14 protein-coding genes are annotated in these 18,325 nt (G+C 69.9%); all 14 read right to left on the reverse strand.

The annotated features are described in order from the left end of the window. Positions 1 to 85: 85 nt before the first annotated feature. The 14 genes from AC07OZ_RS19785 to AC07OZ_RS19850 are packed head-to-tail and all read right to left on the reverse strand — an operon-like array spanning position 86 to position 18,195. A complete protein-coding gene (locus tag AC07OZ_RS19785; protein ID WP_495468791.1) occupies positions 86 to 1,048 on the reverse strand; it encodes a polysaccharide deacetylase family protein in 963 nt (320 codons plus the stop codon). Continuing rightward, a complete protein-coding gene (locus tag AC07OZ_RS19790; RefSeq protein ID WP_495468792.1) occupies positions 1,048 to 2,364 on the reverse strand; it encodes a putative O-glycosylation ligase, exosortase A system-associated in 1,317 nt (438 codons plus the stop codon). The genes AC07OZ_RS19785 and AC07OZ_RS19790 overlap by 1 nt, the downstream gene beginning before the upstream one ends. Further along, a complete protein-coding gene (locus tag AC07OZ_RS19795; protein WP_495468988.1) occupies positions 2,357 to 3,571 on the reverse strand; it encodes a glycosyltransferase family 4 protein in 1,215 nt (404 codons plus the stop codon). Before AC07OZ_RS19795 ends, AC07OZ_RS19790 begins: the two co-directional genes overlap by 8 nt. Before the next feature lie 5 nt (positions 3,572 to 3,576). Continuing rightward, positions 3,577 to 4,866, reverse strand: a complete 1,290-nt coding sequence (locus AC07OZ_RS19800; RefSeq protein ID WP_495468793.1) for a glycosyltransferase family 4 protein — start codon at positions 4,864 to 4,866, stop codon at positions 3,577 to 3,579. A gap of 7 nt (positions 4,867 to 4,873) precedes the next feature. Next, entirely contained in the window at positions 4,874 to 6,790 is a 1,917-nt protein-coding gene (locus AC07OZ_RS19805) for an XrtA/PEP-CTERM system amidotransferase (RefSeq protein WP_495468794.1), read from the reverse strand. 24 nt (positions 6,791 to 6,814) lie between these two features. Then, complete coding sequence (locus AC07OZ_RS19810; protein ID WP_495468795.1) at positions 6,815 to 8,008, reverse strand: TIGR03088 family PEP-CTERM/XrtA system glycosyltransferase; 1,194 nt, start codon at positions 8,006 to 8,008, stop codon at positions 6,815 to 6,817. Then, complete coding sequence (xrtA, locus tag AC07OZ_RS19815; protein WP_495468796.1) at positions 8,005 to 9,645, reverse strand: exosortase A; 1,641 nt, start codon at positions 9,643 to 9,645, stop codon at positions 8,005 to 8,007. Before xrtA ends, AC07OZ_RS19810 begins: the two co-directional genes overlap by 4 nt. Then, positions 9,642 to 10,913, reverse strand: coding sequence for a TIGR03087 family PEP-CTERM/XrtA system glycosyltransferase (locus AC07OZ_RS19820; protein ID WP_495468797.1), 1,272 nt, complete (start codon positions 10,911 to 10,913; stop codon positions 9,642 to 9,644). Before AC07OZ_RS19820 ends, xrtA begins: the two co-directional genes overlap by 4 nt. Positions 10,914 to 10,923: 10 nt before the next feature. After that, a complete protein-coding gene (locus tag AC07OZ_RS19825; RefSeq protein WP_495468798.1) occupies positions 10,924 to 11,982 on the reverse strand; it encodes a FemAB family XrtA/PEP-CTERM system-associated protein in 1,059 nt (352 codons plus the stop codon). Further along, positions 11,979 to 12,836, reverse strand: coding sequence for an XrtA system polysaccharide deacetylase (locus AC07OZ_RS19830; protein ID WP_495468799.1), 858 nt, complete (start codon positions 12,834 to 12,836; stop codon positions 11,979 to 11,981). Before AC07OZ_RS19830 ends, AC07OZ_RS19825 begins: the two co-directional genes overlap by 4 nt. Next, positions 12,833 to 13,924 (reverse strand): XrtA/PEP-CTERM system-associated ATPase, encoded by a 1,092-nt coding sequence (locus tag AC07OZ_RS19835; protein WP_495468800.1) that lies wholly within the window; start codon positions 13,922 to 13,924, stop codon positions 12,833 to 12,835. Before AC07OZ_RS19835 ends, AC07OZ_RS19830 begins: the two co-directional genes overlap by 4 nt. Before the next feature lie 12 nt (positions 13,925 to 13,936). Then, entirely contained in the window at positions 13,937 to 15,562 is a 1,626-nt protein-coding gene (locus tag AC07OZ_RS19840) for a TIGR03016 family PEP-CTERM system-associated outer membrane protein (RefSeq protein ID WP_495468801.1), read from the reverse strand. Positions 15,563 to 15,566: 4 nt separating this feature from the next. After that, positions 15,567 to 16,589: an XrtA-associated tyrosine autokinase gene (locus tag AC07OZ_RS19845; RefSeq protein ID WP_495468802.1), complete on the reverse strand. Its 1,023-nt coding sequence runs from the start codon at positions 16,587 to 16,589 to the stop codon at positions 15,567 to 15,569. A 13-nt stretch (positions 16,590 to 16,602) separates the two neighbouring features. Continuing rightward, positions 16,603 to 18,195, reverse strand: coding sequence for an XrtA system polysaccharide chain length determinant (locus AC07OZ_RS19850; RefSeq protein ID WP_495468803.1), 1,593 nt, complete (start codon positions 18,193 to 18,195; stop codon positions 16,603 to 16,605). Positions 18,196 to 18,325 lie beyond the last annotated feature (130 nt).

Below are 18,325 nucleotides of genomic sequence, written 5' to 3' on the forward strand. Positions count from 1 at the left end.
GTCCGGAAGGCGGTGATTCACAGCGGCATGCGCAGCAGCAACTCACTGCGGCAACTCGCAGCGGCGCTTGAAGGCGCCGCGCGGTTCAGACCACTGCGGCGGGACCGCCCATGCGCGCGTTCCGCATCATCCGCGCCGCAAACATCGCGGTGGAGTTCCCCCATGGCGTGTAGCGCGGTAACTGGAACAGGTCGGCGCCCGGCAGCGCCACGCCGGGCGCGGTGCTGACCGCGGCTTCGAAGCCGAGGTCGCGGAGCATCGCCGCGTGGCCCGCGTCGTAGTCGCGCACCGGCCGGCCGTTCGGGTACGCGAAGCTGCGCACCGGCCGGCCCAGCAGCGCCGCCAGATGGTCGCGCCCCGCCTGGACCTGCGCGCGAGCGCCTTCGAGCGGCAGCGTCGTCAACACGGTGTGGTCCACCGTGTGGCCGCCGATTTCATGGCCCGCGTCGGCCAGCTGCTTCAGTTGCGCGTCGGTGAGCATCAGGTCGTCCGGCATCGGACCGACCGGCTGCGCCGCCAGCATGCGGCCCAGCTGCGCGTCGCGCTCGTCCGGCGCCAGGTACTTCAACTGGACCTGCAGCGCGGACACGGCCTTCAGACGTTCCTCGGTCGTCGCGACCGGATGCACGCCCATCCCCACCGCCGACAGGTCCAGCACCGGCCCCGGCACCAGACGAACGAACTCGACCACCGTGTCGCTGAACATGCGGCCGCCGTTCAGGTAGCCGGTCGCGATGAACACCGTCGCGCGTGCGCCATGACGCGCCAGGATCGGATGCGCCACCGTCCAGTTGTCCGCGTAGCCGTCGTCGAAGGTGATGCACGCCGCGCGCTTCGGCAGGCGGCCCTCGCGCAGCGCGACGGCCGCGTCGCTCACCGTCATCAGCGTGAAGTGCCGCGACAGGAAGCTCACCTGCGCCTCGAAACGCGCCGAGTCGATCTCGCCCGGCCGCATCGCGTCGGGCGCGGGCAGCACGCGGTGATAGATCAGGATGCTCAGCGCCGGCTCGCCGCGCGGCCAGCCGAGCAGGCTCAGCGATGCCAGCATCAGGTGCCTCCCCAGTATGGCGAATGCACGTCCCGCGGCGCCTGGCCGGCGGCCACCGCGGCCTGCTTGCGGCCGGCCACCTCGGCGGCGACGACGCGGTTCACCACCACCACGATCAGAACGAGGTAGTACGGGAGGTCGAAGTACACCAGGCTGAGGAAGGCCCCGCCGGTCGCATACCCGATCAGCCCGACCTGGCACATCGCCGACAGGTCCCGCGCCCATTGCAGGTCCGGCAGATCCTTGGCGGCCCGGATGGTCGCGCTCGCCAGCCGCCAGGTCGCCGCGAAGATGCCGACGAACAGCGCCAGGCCCAGGAAGCCGTGCTCGCCCAGGGCCTGGAAGTAGATGCTGTGCGCCGTCAGCGGCACCGACGGATCGGGTGCGTACTTCGCGAACACCGCCGGCCCCGCGACCGTGAAGCCGCCGCCGAACGGGAACAGGTCGATCGCCAGCCGCCAGGCCATCTGCCACGCGTTGATGCGGCCCATCGCCGACGAATCCTGGTCGTAGGTCTTGATGGTCTCCATCCGGCTGGTCCAGCTGTCCGGCATGAAGACGAAGATCAGCGGCAGCGCGACCAGCACCACCAGCGCCAGCGGCAGCTTGTTGCGGCTCTTCATCCACATGAAGAACGACATCGTGACGATCGCCAGGAAGGCGCCGCGCGACTGCGAGCCCACCGCCGACGCCATGCACAGCAGCATGGCCACGGTCGCCAGGTGACGTTGCCAGCGTTTGGTCGCCTGCAACTGCAGATAACGGATCAACGGCACCGTCATGATGGTCGCCAGCGCCAGCGAGTTGTTGTCCTCGATGAACGAGCCCTCCGGCCCCCACACCCGCGCCGAGCCGCCGGACAGCACCGTGAACACGCCGCCCTTGATGCCGTAGTAGCCGATCGAGATCACCAGCACCAGCACCAGCCAGTCCAGGTCGCGCCGCCGCTGCACGACCAGCAGCGCCACCAGCACCATCAGCAGCACCTTGAAGGCGCGCGACCAGAAGTGCATCTCCTTGTCCGGATAGAACGAGAACAGCAGCGGCGACACGCCGATCCAGAGGATCCAGATCGCCAGCAGGACAGTCACCGTGTTGACGGGGAACTTCACCAGCTTGTCGCGGTGCAGGATCAGGCTCGCGAACAGCGCCACCGCGATCACCATCGACCACGGCGCGTCATGCGCGAAGCCGTAGGCCAGGCGGTGCGGGTTCATCACCCCCATCCACACCCAGCCCAGCACGCCCCACATCGGGTCCTTGAAGGTCTTGTAGATCAGGGCCACGAACAGGCCCAGCATCATCAGGTCACGCATGGCGCAGCTCCGGCGACCGCCGCGCGGTCAGGATGCGGTGGAACAGGTCGAGCTGGCCCTGCGTCGTCGCGTCCCAGCTGAAACGCTCGGCGTAGTGCCGCGTCGCCGCGCGGTCGCGGGGCGACGCGCGCAGGCGGCGCACGGCGTCGGCCACGCCGGCGGCGGTGCGCTCGGGCATCAACTCGCCGGCCTCGGGGCTGGCCACGACTTCGGGCGTGCCCCACACCTTGGACGCCGCCACCGGCGTGCCACAGGCCATCGCCTCCAGCAGCACGTTGGCCCAGCCCTCGCGGCTCGACGCCAGCACCAGCGCGTCCACGCCGGCATAGACCTCGCGCAGCCGCGCCTGCGGCAACGCGCCCAGGAAACGCACGCGCGACGTCACGCCCAGCGACTCGGCCAGACGGCGCAAGGCGCCCTCCTCCGGGCCGGTGCCGGCGATCAGCAGGTCGACGTCGGGCAGTTCGGCGAGCGCGCCGATCACGAGTTCATGGCCCTTGCGCTCGATCAGATGACCGACCGAGGCCAGCGTGAAGCGGCCGTTCGCCCCATCGGTCGCCAGGCCGAGCGCGGCGCGTGCCTCGTCGCGACCGGCCGGATGGAAGAGCGCCAGATCCACGCCGTTGCGCAGCGCGGTCACCTTCGCGGGATCGGCGCCCAGCGCGACCAGCTCGTCCTTGAGCGCCTCGCAGACGGTGATCATCGCGTCGGCCTGGTCGGCCGCGCGCAGGATCAGCTTGCGCGGGAAGGCATGCTGCGGGATCAGGTTGATGTCGGTGCCGCGCGCGGTGATCACCACCGGCTTGTCCAGCGCCCGCGCCACCATCACCGCCGCGACGCCGTCGGGATAGAAGTAGTGCGCGTCGATCAGGTCGAAGTCGTAGCCGGTCGCCTGCAGCCGCCGCGCCGCGCGCAGGAAGGTCCAGGCCAGCGTGTACGGCGCGCTGCTCATGCCGACCTTGGGCAGCCGCACGAAGCGCGGATGCGTGATGTCCAGACCGTGCCGCGACTCGCGCGCCGGGGTCGCGGCGAACTTGCCGTACTCGCCGAAACGATCGCCCTTGAGCGGGAACCACGGCACCGGCGCGATGACGCGCGACTCGGCCTGCCCCGACGCGATCAGGTGGCGCAGCCGGGTCTCCACGAAGATGCCGTGGCTGGGCATCACCGCGCTCGGGTACAGGGTCGAGAAGGTCAGCAGCTTCAGCATGCTCAGGCCTTCGCGTCCTCGGCGCGGGGCGGCACCACGGAGGCGCCGTCGACGGCGACGGCCCTTGCTGCCTTTGCGGTCGGCGCGATGGCCGCGTGAGCGGCCTGCTGCGCCTCGCGGGCGCCCTGCCCGCTCTTCAGGGCCCGGCCGAGCGCCACGACGCGCGCGGCGTTGCCGTGCCAGGTCAGCTGCAGCCGACCGATCGTGGCGCGCGCGCCGTCGCCCAGACGTCGGCGCAGCGCCTCGTCCGATGCCAGCCGTGCCAGCAGCGCTTCCAGCGCGTGGGGGGTGGCCGGATCGAAGAGCAAGGCGTTGAGGTCGTCGTCCAGGACTTCCTCGATGTTGGGCTGGTTCGGCGCGACGATGGCCTTGCCGAGCGCCAGGTACTCGAAGAGCTTCAGCGGCGACGCGTACGCGACCACCGCCGGCTGCAGCGCGATGTCGAAGGCGGCCACGTAGGCCGGCACCGCGTCGCGCGAGACCACGCCGGTGAAGCGCACCCGTTCGCCGAGCTTCAGCTCGCCGGCCAGCGCCTCGAGATCGGCCCGCGCCGGCCCATCGCCGACCAGCAGCAGCCGCGCATTGGCGGGCGCCGCATCGGTGGCCATCCAGCGGATCACGCGGTCCATGCCATGCCAGTCGCGCACGAAGCCGGTGAAACCCAGCACCAGCGCGCCGTCCCAGCCGAGCGCGCGCTTGGCGTCCCCGGGCGACGGCGCCGCGTCGAAGTGTTCCTCGTTGATGCCGTTCGGGATCACGACGAGGTGATCCTGCGGCACGCCGCGCGCGCTCACCATCGCGCCGAGCACCTGGGTCACCGGCAGCACCGCGTCGGCGCCGCGCCAGACGGTGTCCTCGGCCCAGCGCGCGATGCGCGGCAAGGCCAGCCCCCCGAACTTCGCGCGCTCGTCGACCAGCGGCGCGTTCACTTCCAGCAGCAGCGGCACGCGCAGGCGGCGCTTGAGCATCAGCCCGCTCAGCAGGAAGAGGTTGTAGCGCTCGTAGATCAGGTCGGGCTGGAAGTCCCTGGCCGCGGCGGCGAGGCGCCGGTAGGCCACCAGCGAGTACGCCAGTTCCAGCAGCTCGTAGACGAACTTCGGCAGCTTCGCGCGCAGGCGGTGCACCCAGCCGGTGTCGTCGCCCATCTTCGCCTTGTCCTCGGGCGCCGACTCGCCACCGGGCGCGACCACGCGCACCTCGTGGCCGAGCGCGCGCAGCGAGCCGATCATCTCCTCGATGTGGACCGCCTGGCCGTCCTTGGACGCGGTGCGATGGTGATAGAGGATCTTCATTCGGGACTCAGGCGGCCTCGCGCATCGAGGTCGCGCCCATCACGTTGCGCAGGAACGCGTCGTACATCAGCAGCGTCCACAGCGGGGTGCTGTGATCGCGGCTGCCGTTCTCGTGCTGCTCGACCATCTGGCCGACGGTCTTGAGGTCGAACATGCCCGAATCGGCGAGCGGCCCGCCCAGCAGCGAGTTGCGCACGCGCTGGCGCAGCGGTCCGCGGAACCAGCGCGACAACGGCACGGCGAAGCCCATCTTGGGCCGGTACAGCACGTCGCTGGGCAGATGCGGCTCGAGCGTCTTCTTGAACAGGTACTTGCCCTCGCCGCCGCGCAGTTTCAGGTGGGACGGCAGCGTGGCCAGCCACTCGACCAGCGGGTGGTCCATCAGCGGCTCCCGCACTTCCAGCGAATGCGCCATCGACGCGCGGTCGACCTTGGTGTTGATGTCGCCGACCAGGTAGGTGTGCGTGTCGATGTACTGGATCAGCGCCAGCGGATCGTCGGTGTTGGCGCGTTCCGCGTGCTGCAGGAACAGGTCGCGCGCGTTGTAGCCGCCGAGCTCGGACTTGAAGCGCGCGCTGTACAGCGGCATGCGCTCGTTGTCACGGATCACGGACATCGTGTGGAAGTAGGCCTCGACCGAGTTGCGCGCCAGCGCCTGGAAGGTCGTCTTCGCGCGGAACACGCGCGGCGCCCAGTCCGCCTTCGGATAGAGCCGGCCCAGCGTGCCGAACAGCGGCTTGCGCAGCCCCAGCGGCAGGCTGGCGCGCATGCGCTCCTCCATCATGTGCAGCTTGTAGCGGCGGTAGCCGCCGAAGCTCTCGTCGCCGCCGTCGCCCGACAGCGCCACCGTCACATGCTTGCGCGCGAGCTGGCAGACGCGGTAGGTCGGGATCGCGGAGCTGTCGGCGTAGGGCTCGTCGTAGAGCCGCGCCAGCGTGTCGATCAGGTCGAAGTCGTCGCTCTGCACGGTCTCGACGTGGTGCTCGGTCTGGTAGCGGTCGGCCACCATCTGCGCGAATTCGGACTCGTTGTACTGCGGGTCGTCGAAACCGATCGAACAGGTCTTCACCGGCCCGTTCGTCTCGCCGGCCATCATCGCGACGACGGCGCTCGAGTCCACGCCGCCCGACAGGAAGGCCCCCAGCGGCACCTCGGAGATCAGCCGCAGCTTGACCGCCTCGCGCAGGCGGCGGGTCAGTTCTTCCTGCGCCTGGACCTCGTCGATCCGGTTGTCGGTCGTGAAGCTGACGTCCCAGTAGCGGCGCGGCTGGCCCAGCGGCTCGCCGCGCTTGATCACCAGCGTGTGCGCCGGCGGCAGCTTCAATGCCTGGCGGAAGATGGTGCGGGGCTCGGCGACGTAACCCAGCGCGAAGTACTCCTCCACCGCCTGCGGGACGATGTCGCGCTTCATGCCCGGATGCGCGAGCAGCGCCTTCAGCTCGGAGCCGAAGACCAGCGTGCCGTCGTCCAGCAGGCCGTAGAACATCGGCTTCACGCCGAGCCGGTCACGCGCCATGAAGAGCTGGTCGCGCGCCTGGTCCCAGATGACGAACGCGAACATGCCGCGCAGCTTCTGGACGCAGTCCTCGCCCCAAGCGGACCAGGCGTGCACGATGGCCTCGGTGTCGCTCTTCGTCTGGAACCGGTAGCCGAGCGCGGTGAGCTCCGCGGTCAGTTCCCGGTAGTTGTAGATCTCGCCGTTGAAGACGATGCCCACCGAGTGGTCCGCGTTGAACAGCGGCTGCTGACCGGTCGCGATGTCGATGATGGACAGCCGGCGGTGGCCGAAGGCCAGGCCGGGCTGCAGGTGGATCGAGCCTTCGTCGGGACCGCGGTGGTGCAGCGAGTCGTTGATGCGATGCATCAGCGCGCCGTCGAAGTCGCGCCGTCCCCGGGTATCGAAAAGTCCGCTGATTCCGCACATGGTCCTACCCCGCGTCCGTCCGTGTCAGTTCTTGTGGCTGGCGGCATTGTGGCCGCGCAGCGTGTCATACAGCCCCTGGTACCGAGCGACCATGGCGCGCATGCTGAAATCGTTCTCCACCCGCGTCCGGCCGGCTTCGCCCATGGCGGCGGCCTGCGCGGGATCGCGCGCCAGGCGCAGCAGCGCCGCGGCCATCGCCGCCGGATCCGCGGCCGGCACCAGCAGCCCGCTGACGTCGCGCGTCACGAGGTCCGCGTTGCCGCCGACCTCCGTCGCGACCACCGGCAGCCCGCTGGCCATCGCCTCGAGGATGGTGTTGGAGATGCCCTCCGCCAGCGACGGCAGCGCGAAGACGTGCAGCCCGCGCATCACCGCCGGGACGTCGGTGCGCTCGCCCGGGAGCCAGGCGAGGTCCGTCAGGCCGGCCCCATCGAGCAAGGCCCGGCACTGCGCCCGCAGCGGGCCGTCGCCGATCAGCACGAGCCGCGCGCGGGCGCGCAGGTCGGGCGCCTGATCGATCAGCGCGATGAAGGCCCGCGTCAGCATCAGCTGGTCCTTCACCGGCGCCATGCGGCCGACGGTGCCGATCAGCCAGTGCGCGGCGGGATCGAAGGGGCAGCCCGGAATGGCCTCGACCCGCTGGCGCTGGAAACGCAAGGTGTCGACGCCGTTGACGAACTGGCTCACGCGCGCCGGCGGCACGCCGACCGGACCGGTGAGGTAGTCGCCGAGGTCGCGCGACAGCGCGATGTAGTGCGAGACGAAAGGCTTGTAGAAGCGGCGCACGCGCTGGTAGGCGCGGTTGCGACCGTCGAGGTCGCCGACGTCGCGTCCGTGCTCGCCATGGATGCGCACCGGGACGCGCGCGGCCCAGGCCGGCAGCTGGACTTCCAGCGCCGCCAGGTTGCGGCTGTGCACGATGGCGGGCTTGAGCGCTCGGAACAGCTTGTAGAGCTTGGGATAGAGCCAGAAGCCCTGCCCCGGCGGCTTGTCGAGCGCGAAGCATTCGACGTCGTCGCGTTGCAGCCGCTTGCGGAAATCGGTGACCTCGGTCAGCGCGACGATCGCGTGCCGGTAGCGGTCCGCGGGCATGTGGTTGATCAGGTTCACCACGCCGTTCTCGAGACCGCCCGTGTCGAAGCGGTACATCACGTGCAGCACCAGGGGCCGCTCGTCGGCAGCCGCGAGCGCCCGCTCGACGCTCAGGCCGGCGCTCATGTCGGCGCCCCTGGCGATGCGGGTGTCAAGGTCGTCGCAGGCGCGGCACGTGTGCCGCCATCGCGCACGCGGCGGAGCTCGCCATCGATCGTGCCCCAGTGCTGACGCAGGAAAAGGTTCAGCCGCTGCGGCGCCAGCTCGTCGGCCTCGGTGTAGACGAGCACCAGCGCCGCGTCGTCGCCGCGTCCCTGCAGCCGTTCCAGCGCGCCGCGCACGCGGGCCTGCCAGGCGCTCGTCATCGGTTGGCCGTTGATCCAGTACACGTGCCACACCAGCATCCGCGGCGCGGTCACCGCGTCCAGCGACGAGGCGCGCACCTGCGTGGTCAGCACGGGGACCGGCGTCGCCGAGCCGCCGGTGACCGGCGCGAATTCCGCCTGGCCCCGGCCGGTGACGGCCCAGTGCTTGTCCTCGGCGGCCACGACGGCGTTGCTGGAGCTGACCAGCTTGCGCTCGTAGTCCTGGTCGCGGAAATACTGCAGGTGCAGGCCGACGCGCGGCTGTGCGGCACCGACCTGGACCGGACCGGTGAACTCCTGGTGCAGCGTGGCATTGGCGCCCTCGAAGTCCGGCCCCCAGGCGTCGGACGGCACGGTCTGGTCCGACCAGCCCGGCTCCACGGACACCGCGGGCAGCGCGGCGATCGGGGCCGAGTGCCCCTGGCGCAGCAACACCCCGGCGGTGACCGGCAACGCGATGGCGAGCAGCACCGCCACCGTGGCCAGCCAGCCGGCGCCCGCCGTCGCGACCGGCAGGACATCGCGCGGCGGCGGCACCAGCGGCAGCTCGGGCTGCGCCCAGCGCGCGCCGATCAGGAACATCGCCAGCATCACGATGCCGAAGAACAGCCAGCCGTAGATCAGGTGGTCGACGCCGACCGCCAGCGTGTTGCCCGACAGGTGGCCGATCATCACGATCAGGTAGGCGCGCGCCCAGTTCGCCACCAGCGGCAGCGCCAGCGCGAAGGCGATGAAGCCCAGCCGCCGGCGCATCGAGTGGTAGCTCAGGTACGCGTACAGCGTGCCCACCATCGCCGACGCGATCAGGTAGCGCACGCCGGAGCAGGCCTCGACGACCGACCACTGGCCGCTCGGGATGATGAACTGCAGGCCTTCCTGGTACACCGGCAGGCCGCTGAGCCGCAGCGCGACGACGGTGAACTTCGCGGTCCAGTCCATCAGTTGCGGCAGCAGGAACTCGCCGACCGGCACGCAGAAGAACAGGAAGCCCAGCGGGAAGACCATCTCGCGCGCGACGCGCCAGCCCAGCACGGCGGGCACCAGCAAGACGAGCATCGCGACGAGCGTGAACTGCGTGACCGCGTTGATCGCGGCGAAGTCGGCGAACAGCCAGACCGCGCCGAGCGCGACGATGGGCAGCGCCAGCCAGGGCACCGGCCGCGGCGTCAGCGGCGCGACCATCCCCCGGCGACGCCAGGCGAGCCACAGCACGATGGGCGGCACCAGGAAGGCATGCGTGAAGGTCCCGGAGCGCCACCAGATCGTCACCATGCCCAGCGCCGTCTGCCGGTACAGCAGCAGCAACGCGACGACGAGCAGCGCCAGCACTGCCAGCGGGCGACGCCAGGCGTCGGGGATGCCGCGCTGCTGGAGCGCCGACGGGGTGGTGGCGCTCATGCGGCCTGTCCTTGCACGTTGCCGGGCACACTCCCCGGCGCGTTCCTCTGCGAGGTCCCTTGCGGCAGGTAGCCGTCCAGCTTGGCCAGGTGGGCCTGCCAGCTGAACTGGCGCAGCACGCGTTCGCGCGCCTGCTGGCCGATCGCCTGCGCGCGGGTCGGCGCGCTCAGCAGCGCGTGGACCAGCTCGAGGTAATCGGCGGCGCTGTCGGCCGAGAGCACGTCCTGGCCGGCGATCACCCCGTCGGCGCCGAGCGCCTCGACGCAGCTGCGCGCCGCCACGACCGGACGGCCCACGGCCATCGCCTCGAGGATCTTGTTCTGCACGCCGCGTGCCAGACGCAGCGGCGCGACGACGGCCGCCGCGTGCTGCAGGTAGGGCCGCACATCCGGCACCGTGCCGGTCACGCGCACGGCGTCGCCGGCCAGCGCCAGCACCGCGGGCGTGGGCGCGCGGCCGACGATGGTGAAGCGCAGCGTCGGCCAGCGCTCGCGCAACTGCGGCAGCACTTCCGCCGCGAACCATTGCACCGCGTCGACGTTGGGCCAGTAGTCCATGGCGCCGGTGAAGACCAGCGGCAGTTCATCGGCCGCGAAGGGATTCGCCTGCTGCGGCAACGGCGCGAAGTAGCCGCTGTCGACGCCGTTGCCCAGCGCCTCGACCGGCGCGCCGGTGGACGACAGGCGCTGGAACAGCGCCTTCTCGCCCTCGGTGACGAAGAACGAGCAGCGCGCCTGTTCCGCGACGCGACGTTCATAGGCCAGCAGTTCCCGGCCCTCGCGGCGATACAGCCACGACATCGGCCAGCGGTTGGCCTTGGCGTAGTCGGTCCACTTCGCCGAGTCCACGTCGACGAAGTCGACCAGCACCGGCACCGGGCCGGCGACGGCGCGGAGCTGCTCGGCGTACTGCGCCATCGTCGACGAGAACACGACGATCGCGTCGAAGCGCTGCGTCTTCGCGATCTGCGCGATCCAGTCGCGCATCGCGCGGTGGCGGTAGTACGGCAGGCTCAGGGCCTCGCCGGTCGCCAGGCCGCGCAGGCTGGCCACGCGCGCCAGCAGCGGGTTCAGGTCGGCGGCGAAGAGCTGCTCGCACTGCGCCTGCAGTGCGGGCACGTGGGCCCAGTCCTCGGCATCGTCGACGAAGGTGCCCAGCCACACCTTGTGATGCGCGGCCAGGTGCTTGAGCAGGTGGTACGAGCGCAGCTTGTCGCCCTTGTTGGGCGGGTACGGCAGCCGGTGGACCAGGTAGAGGATGTTGGCCATCGCGCCGTCCTCAGCCCAGGCTGCGCACGATGTGCGGGCCCAGCCAGTTGGCGACGCTGATCGGCAGCCTGCGCCAGGCCTTGATCATGAGCTGGTACTTGGCGTTGCTGGGGTTGTTCTGCGGCACGGCTTCGCGCTTGTAGAGACAGTACTCGTAGTTCAGCGGCGTGGGTTCGAAGCCCCAGTTCTTCTTGAACGAATAGCTGCCGGTGCCCTGCTTGCTGCGGCCGTAATCGAAGACCTTGAGCCCGCGGCCGCAGGCGCGGCGCATCAGTTCCCAGTACTTGAAGTCGTTGGCGGCCAGGTCGCGCGCGGCGACGGCGTCGCCGGCGTAGTACGGCAGCACCTCGTCGCGGAAGTAGAAGCTCAGCACGCCGGACAGCGGCTCGCCCTGCGGGCTGCTGACGATCAGCACTTCGGCCGCGTCGCCGAACTCGTCCAGCAGCGCCTGGAAGTAGCGCTTGGGCATCGCGGGCGTGCCGTGGCGATGGACGTTGTCCGCGTACAGCGCGAAGAAGCGCGACACGTCGCGATCGATCTCCGCCTTCAGCTCGTTCTTGATGCCCTTGCGGACCATCGCGCGCTGCTTGCGCGGGATGGCCAGCATGTTGGCTTCCTCGTCCTCCAGGATCTCCTTGCGGAAGGTCACGTAGAGGTCCTGGTGCGGCCAGTCGAGGTGGCGGCGTTCGACGTTGCGCAGTTCCAGATGCTCGACGCCGAGCTGGCGTGCCAGCGCCTGCGCCTCGTGCTCGAGCGCGCGGGCCGCTTCGTCGTTGGTGGCGGCGACACCGCCGTAGACGGCGAACGGCAGCCCCACCAGCGCATGGCCGAAGAGCCGGCTCTTGTTCTCGGCCAGCGGCAGCACGCCCTCGATGACGCCGTCGCGCTCGGCGTAGAGGAAGTAACCCGCATGGCCGAACTGCTTGCGGATGATCCGCTGCCAGGCGGCCAGGTGGAAGAAGCTGGCCGACGGGCAGGCCTGCACGAACGCGTCCCAGCGCTTCGCGCCGTCCGCGTCCTTCAGCGCCAGGCGCCTGACCTGGACCGCCGACGTCGAGGTGAGGCTCATGCCGCCAACCGCCCGGCGCCTTCGGGCGCGAGGAAGATCTCGTCCATCCGCGCCCACGCGAAGTCGCCGAGCAGCTGCTCGATGCGCGATTCGGTGCGGCCGATGTTGACGTAATGGCGGAAGCGCGTCTTCGCATCGATGCCGGGGATGCGCGGCTGCTCCGGATCGATCTCCCACGGGTGGAAGTAGAAGACCGCGCTGCGGCCCTCGATGCGGTTGAAGCGCTCGATCATCCAGCGCGACACGCCGTAGGGCAGCAGCCGGAACCAGCCGCCGCCGCTGCTCGGATAGTTCTTGCCGCGCCAGCGCAGCGTCGTCACCGGCACCTCGATCAGGCCCGGCCGGACTTCGTAGGCGAAGCGCGGCGAGTCCGGCATGCCGTAATGGTCGTGCTGGATCGGGTAGACGCTGGAGCTGTAGCGGTAGCCGCATTCGGCCAGCACGTCGAAGGCCCAGAGGTTGTCCTTGCCGATCGAGAAGCTCGGCGCGCGATAACCCTTGACCTCGACACCGCCCAGGTCCTCGAGCAGCGTCTTGGCGTCGCCGACGTCCTTCAGGAACGAGGCGCGGTCCAGGTCGCTGGCACGCTCGTGGCCGAAACCGTGACTGGCCAATTCATGACCCCGCGCGACGATCTCGCGCACGATCTGCGGGTAGCGCTGCGCGATCCAGCCCAGCGTGAAGAACGTGGCCTTGACCCCCTTCGCATCGAGCAGGTCCAGGATGCGCGCGATGTTGCGCTCGACGCGGCATTCGCGCGCATCCCAATCGCCGCGGGCGATGTAGGGCGCGAAGGCGGAGACCTGGAAGTAGTCCTCCACGTCGATGCTCATCGCGTTGCGGATCTTGTTCATCGCATCGCTCCCACGAGTTTCTGCAGCAGCGCCAGCGTCTGCTGGTTGATCCGTTCCAGGCGCATCAGGCTGTCCTCGATGCGCTGCAGGCGCGCGTCCTGGCCGTCCAGGTTCAGGCCCGCGAGGCCGTCGGCCAGCGCGCCGAGTTCCCCGTTCAGCCCGCCGCCCTGCGCCACGCGCGAGCGCAGCCGCGTCAGGTCCAGGTCGACCGCGAGGTCGCCCTCGGACGCATGGCCGTTGATCTCGGAGCCGTGCACCGCCGGCGCCGGCGCGGACGCCGACTCGCTGGCCAGGTCCTGCACCACCTCTTCCACGTCGGCCGCGGTCAGGTGCGGGTTCTCGTGCATGAAGCCCAGCAGCAGCAGCCGGTCGCACAGCGTGTTGATGCGGCGCGGGATGCCATGGCTGGCGCGGTGCAAGGCGGTGAAGGCGTCGGCGTCGAAGCTGGGCCTGTCGGCCGCGCCGGCGCACTTGAGCCGGTGCTCGATGTAGCGCTGCGTGTCCTCTTCATCGAGCGGGCCGATGTGGCAGCTCGCCGCGATGCGCTGGCGGAACTGCTCCATTTCGGGCCGCTGCAGGATCCCGCGGAACTCCGGCTGTCCGACCAGGAAGGTCTGCACCAGCGACTGGTTGCCGAACTGGAAGTTGGACAGCATGCGCAGTTCCTCGACCGCGCGTGCGGTGAGGTTCTGCGCCTCGTCGACGATCAGCAGGCAGCGCTTGCCGCGGCTGGCCTCGCTGACGAAGAAGGCCTCCAGCGCCATCAGCACTTCGCTCTTGGGCAGGTCCTTGACCCGCACGCCGAAGGCGGCGCCGACCAGGCGCAGCGTGTCCTCGGCGTCCAGCTGCGTCGTGACGATGTTGCCGATGACGACGTTGCTGCGGTTCAGGCTGTCCAGCAGCCCGCGCACCAGCGTCGTCTTGCCGGCGCCGATCTCGCCCGTGATGACGATGAAGCCGTCGCTGCGCAGCACCCCGTAATCGAGGTAGGCCTTCGCGCGGCGATGCTGCTTGCTGCCGAAGTAGAAGCTGGGATCGGGACTGAGCTGGAACGGCTTGCTGGCCAGCCCGTAGAAGGCCTCGTACATGTCGGTGACTGCTTAAAAGCGCTGGGTCAGCGATGCGTAGATCGCGTTTTCCTGATAGCTGGAGGCGAACAGGCTGGTGTCGTCGAACTTGGTCTGCCGGAGGCCGAAGGCGGCGTCGGTGCGCGGGCCCAGGCGGTAGGTGGCATTGGCCGTCAGCGTGCGCATGTCATTGCCGCCGACGCCGCCGTCACCACGGGAGTTCTGCCGCGAGTAGCTGATGTTGGCGTTGGCCAGCGGCGTCAGCCGGTAGCCGACCGCCAGCGTCGCGCCGCGCTGGCGCACGCGGTCCGTCAGCGCCAGGTCGCCGCTGCCCACGCCCAACGCCGAGTTGATGAGACGGCGGCTGTTGTTCTCGTTGGCGCTGAGCGTGATCGTCACGCGTGGTCCGGTCCAGATCAGCGACAGGTCGGTGCGACGCTGCAGCGACGCGGTGTTGCTCAGGAAGCCGGTGCCGCTGAACGAATTCGGATCCAGGCCCAGCGCGGCCAGCAGCCCGCGCACGAAGGCGTCGCGCTTGACCGGATCGGGCTCCAGGCTGCCGAACTGCAGGTCCAGCAGCTGGTAGTTGGTCGCCTGCGTCGGCGTCTCGCCGGTGCTGACGCTCTGGCTGCTGTTGGCGCGCACCGAGAATTGCGCCATGCGGTGCTCGAAGCTCAGGTTGTGGCTGTCGCCGTAGCTGTGGTGCTGCCACTCGCCGGCGAACTTGGTCCGCGGGCCCGGCGACCAGCGCAGGTTGGCGCCGTAGACGGAGGTCGTCTCGGGACCGAAGTAGTCGCTGCGTTCGCGGCCGCCGGTGACGCCCAGGCCCCAGTCGACGTCGGGCACCCAGTTCAGCGACGCGATCACGCTGGTGGTGCGGTAGTCGATGCCGGTCTGCTCGAAGTGCATGCGCGACGTGGACGTATTCAGGCCCCAATTGAGTTCGCGGCCGGCGGGACCGAACAGGTTCAGCGACAACGCGCCTTCCTTGGTGTTGCCGCTGCCGGCGGCCGCGCCGGCACCGCCCTCGCTGGAATCGCGCATCTGGCCCATCGCCCGCAGCTCGAAGCCTGCGAAGCTGCCCAGCCGGCCGCGCCAGTACGGCGAGACCTGCAGCGTGCGCGTCTCCGTGCGGTTGGGGTTGTCCAGCGTGCCGTCCGGTGACTGCTGGCCGAAGGCCGAGATCGTCTGCTGGCTGATGTTGCCGGTCACGTCGACGAACAGCGCCGACTGCACCAGCTCCGCCGTGACGCGGGTGCTCAGCTGGTTCTGGAGCCGCGCGTCGCGGTCGCTCTTCGTGTAGACGATGCCGTCGAGCGTGTAGTCGAAGCTGCCGCGAATCGCGCCGGTGTTGCTGGAGATCGTCAGGCCCGGCGACACCGTCGTGATGAAGGCCCGGTCGCGCGAGTTGTCCGGCGACAGCGCGAGGTTGTCGGTCCAGGTCTCGGAAACGCTGACCCGCGGCGTGAACGCGATGCCCTTGCGCGAGCCCGCGGCGCTGGTGCCGTCATCCTGGGCGGCGGCCGGCGTCTGCGCCAGGGCCGCGGCCAGGCCCAGCGCCGCGAGACAGGCGCGTCGGACCGCTGAGACCGGGAGAACCGGGAGAACCGGGAGGCCTCGGGACAGCGGCCGGCGGCGGAAGACGTGGGCCCGCGTCATCGTGTCAGGTCCGATCCGTGCCGGCGGCCGGGCTGGACGCGCCATCGGGCGCATGACCCTGCCCGTCCGCGTGACCGTAGCCGTAGCCGTACCCGTAGCCATACCCGTAACCGTAGCCGTAGCCGCTGCTGCGCTTGTTGCTGGCCTGGTTGAGCAGCAGCATCTTCAGCGGGCAGTGCTCGATCGCGGCGACCGCCTGCTGCACCGCGCTCTGCGGCGTGCGTTCAGCCTGCACGACGATGACGATCTGACCCATGTGCGTGGCCAGCACCCGGGACTCGGTGGTCAGCAGCAGCGGCGGGCTGTCGAAGATGATGATCCGGTCCGGGTAGCGCTTGGCCATGTCGTCCAGCAGCGCGGTCATCGCATCGCTGGCCAGCAGTTCGGTGGCGCGCGCGTGGGGACGGCCGCTGGGCAGCAGCGTCAGCTTGTCGACGTTGGTCTTGAGCAGGACGCTGGCCATGTCGGCCTCCTTCTCCAGCACGTCGAGCAGGCCGGGGCCGGGCGGCAGGCCCAGCATCCGCAGCATCGACGGGCGGGCGACGTCGGCGTCGACCAGCATCACGGTGCTGTCGAACTCGGCCGCGATCGACATGGCCAGGTTCAACGAGGTGAAGCTCTTGCCCTCGCCGGGCAATGCGCTGGTCACCATGATCAGGTTGGCGTGATTGAGCGACGAGGCGCCCTTGTTCATCGCGTTGCGGATCAGCGGGCGCTTGATGTTGCGGTACTGGTCCGCCATCACGGTGCGCGGCGCATTCGGCGTCAGGAAGCCCTGCGCGGCGAGCGCCTCCAGGTCGAGGTCGACGCGCTTGGAGGTGACGTCGCCGGGGGCGCGGATCACCGCCGGCGCGGACACGGGCGCGACCGGAGCGGCCACCGCCGCGGCGACCGGCGGCGCCGTCTGGACTGCCGCCACGGCTGCCGGCGCGCTCGACGACGGGGCGGCCGGGGCCGGGCCGACGTCGACGCCGGCCTGTTTCAGTTGTTCCAGCCGCTGGGCGGCTTGTTCGATCAGGCTCGTCATGCGAATGCTCCCCTCACCCGGCCTGTCGGCTGATCCAGATGGCCATGCCGATCAGGCCGACCGCGTACAGGCTGACCAGACTGCCCGAAGCGACGCCGAAGCGCAGCAGGTCCACTTTCTGGCGACGCCGGTCCTCGCGCGTCTCCTGGCGCGACACGGCGCCCAGGATCGGCAGTTCCAGGCGATGACGCAGTTCGTTGAGGTCGTGGAAGACCGGACGGATCTGGCTCGCGGCGAAGGCCGTGACTAGGCCCGCCAGCGCCGCCACCACCAGGCCGGCGGCCAGCAGCATCAGACGGTTCGGCGACACCGGCTTGGGCGACGCGCGCGGCGGGTCGATGATGCGGAAATCGGCGACCCCCGAGGTGTTGTCCAGGTCGGTCGACAGCGAGGCCGACTCACGGCGTTCGACCATCTCCTGGTAGTTCTTCTTGATGATCTCGTAGTCGCGGTTCAGTTGCGCGAACTCGGCCTCGAGCTGGGGTGCCAGCTTGATCGCGCCCTGCGCGGACGCGTAGCGCGAGCTGTACTCGTCGACGCGGGCGCGGATCTGCGCGACCTCGACTTCCTTGCCCGCCAGGATGCGGGCCAGTTCCTGGTTGGCCAGGCTGTCGTTGGGACCGCCGGTCGGCGACGGGTTGGCCAGCGCGGCCTTCTGCAGGTCGGCGACTTCCTTGCGGCGCTGGTCTTCCAGGTCGCGGATCTGGCGCCTGACGTTGACGATGTCCGGGTGCGCGTCGGTATAGCGCTGCTGCATCTGGTCCAGATTGCGCTTGAGCTCGACGATGCGGTTGTCCAGCTCGGGCGTCGCGAACTTCTGCGCGCTCTCCTGCATCAGGCTCTGCAGGCTGGTGCCGGGCTGGTTGCGCTTGCGCTCGGCCTCGATCTGCTGGCGCGCGGCGTCACGGGCGTTGACGGCCTCGCGCAGTTGCAGCCGGGCGGCCTCGAGCTGGTTGCTCGCCTCGGCCAGACGCGCGGCGGCGTCCTTGCCGTCGGCCTGCGTCAACTGCAGGTTGCGCAGGCGGAATTCCTTGCGGCGTCCCTCGGCCTCCTCGAGCTTGGTCTCGTAGGTCTTGATCTGCTCGTTCAGGAAGGTCGCGGCGGTCGTGCTGTCCTTGCGGCTGGCGCCCAGGCTGGACTCCATGAAGATCGACAGCAGCGAGGCCACCACCTTCTTCGAAATCTCCGGCGACGAATCGCGGTAGGACAGCAGGTAGAGGTTGTTGGCCGAATTGCCGGCGGTCTGGATCGCCAGGTTGCGGGTGACGCGGTCGATCAGCGCGTCCTGGTCCGACTTGCTGGTGGCCTTCAGGTCCAGGTCGGCCATGCGCACCAGCTTCTCGACGTTGGGCCGGCTGATCAGCGTGCGGCTGAGCATGTTGACCTGCTGCTCGGTGTTGGAGAGCACGGCCATGCCCGACATCAGCGGCTTGAGGATGGACTGGGTGTCGACGTAGACGCGCGCGCTGGCCTCGTAACGGTCGGGCACGACGAACACGACGACGGCCGCGGCGATGGCGGCCAGCCACGACGCGATCAGCCCCGGCCAGCGGTAGCGCCACATCCGCTTGAAGACGGCCATCAGTTGCGCGATGAGGGAATCCATGCGGCGATCTCGGTTGCACCGGCGGAAGCGCCGGCGAGGCCCGGTTCAGAGCGGGCCGGTACTGCTGGAAATGCGGTGGACGATCCGTGAGGTGCCCTCCGGACGCTCCCGCCGACCCGAAGGTCCGCGT

Source organism: Roseateles sp. GW821-FHT09G03, from assembly GCF_059416045.1.